This window comes from Mycolicibacterium xanthum (assembly GCF_019710635.1).
GTDB lineage: Bacteria > Actinomycetota > Actinomycetes > Mycobacteriales > Mycobacteriaceae > Mycobacterium > Mycobacterium xanthum.
The window spans coordinates 1-1,105 of record NZ_JAIFZS010000024.1; the positions used below are offsets into that span (position 1 = coordinate 1).

General features: G+C 66.4%; 1 protein-coding gene. It reads left to right on the top strand.

Annotation, left to right across the window (positions count from 1 at the left end):
* Window positions 1-29: 29 nt before the first annotated feature.
* A partial coding sequence (locus tag JDV09_RS11295) for an IS110 family RNA-guided transposase (protein ID WP_221369222.1) occupies window positions 30-1,105 on the top strand: 1,076 nt, incomplete at its 3' end.

Sequence of the window (1,105 nt, forward strand, 5' to 3'; positions counted from 1 at the left end):
CCCAAGAACCGGAAAGGCGATGAGAGTGCATGATTTTCGTAGGAGACGACTGGGCCGACGATCACCACGACGTGTGGGTCATGGATGAGCGGGGAAAACGCCTGACCCATGCTCGGGTGCCCGAGGGCTGGGACGGAATCGCGGCTTTCCATCAGCTGGTGGGCCGCTACGCTGAGCAGCCCGAACATGTGGTCATCGGTATCGAGACCACCAGCGGCTTGTGGGTCCAGGCCCTGGCCAGCGTCGGCTATCAGGTGTATGGCATCAACCCGCTGTCGGCCTCGCGCTACCGTGATCGTCACTCGGTATCGGGAGCCAAATCCGATACCGGTGATGCCAAGATGCTGGCCGACCTGGTGCGCACCGACCGCCACAACCACCGCCGCCTGGCCGAGGACAGCAGCGCGGTCGAGGCGATCGCCGTGCTGGCTCGGGCTCATCAATCACTGGTCTGGGCGCGCACCCGCCACAGCAACACCCTGCGCGCCGAGTTGGGCCAGTACTACCCGGCCGCGCTGGCGGCCTTCCCCGATATCGACAGCCGCGACGCGTTGGCGGTGCTGCACCGCGCGCCCGGCCCGGCCCAAGGTGCGGCGTTGAGCCTGTCCAAGATCAGCGCAGCCCTCAAGGCCGCAGGGCGACAACGCAACATCGATACCCGAGCTCGAGAGATCCAGTCCGCGCTACGGAGCCGCCACCTGCGTACCTCCGATGAGGTCGTGGCCGCGATGTCAGCCACCACCACAGCCACGGTGAGCGTGCTGCAGGTCCTCAACGACCAGATCGCCGCGCTGGAAGCACAGCTGGCCGACCATTTTGAGAAACACCCGGACGCCGACATCTACCTCTCCCTGCCAGGACTCGGTGTCATCCTCGGCGCCCGGGTGCTCGGTGAGTTCGGGGACGACCCGAACCGGTTCACCACAGCCAAGTGTCGCAAAAACTATGCGGCCACATCACCGATCACCGTGGCCTCGGGGCGACGACGTGCGGTGCTGGCCCGCCACGTCAAAAACCGGCGCCTGGCGGCCGCCATCGACATGTGGGCCTACTCCAGCCTGCGATCCAGCCCCGGCGCCCGCGCCTTCTACGACCAGCACCGCAA